The following is a 360-nucleotide window of genomic DNA, read 5'->3' as shown; positions in this document are numbered from 1 at the left end:
AGCAAAGAGTATATTGATGTAGTGAATCGTCTTATCGCTGAAATGGTGAAAGAACAGAAAAGCACCAAGAAAACAACAAAAGATGTTCCTGCCAACCTTCCAAGTGCAGTCAAGAACCAAGCAATTAAAGATGCCAAAAGTGTATTCTCTACAAAAATTAAGAAAAGCAAATACACAATCATCCCTATTTTGGTGAAGCCTGTCTGCATTTGGAATAACCAAAACTACTCGTTTGACTTCACTCACATACATTTGCCTTTGTTGATTAACGGTAAAGTAAAGAAAACACCTATTCGTGCGATATTAGTCGATAAGCATAACCGCAATTTTGATTTGCTAAAGCATAAACTAGGAACTCTT

At 35.8% G+C, this 360-nt stretch carries 1 pseudogene; it reads left to right on the top strand.

The annotated features are described in order from the left end of the window. Positions 1–360: pseudogene (locus tag ACQCV8_RS20175) on the top strand (RNA-guided endonuclease TnpB family protein); the annotation flags it as partial.

This window comes from Metabacillus sp. 84 (assembly GCF_050107715.1).
Taxonomy (GTDB): Bacteria; Bacillota; Bacilli; order Bacillales; family Bacillaceae; genus Metabacillus_B.
This window is presented reverse-complemented; position numbering and strand designations above follow the sequence as displayed.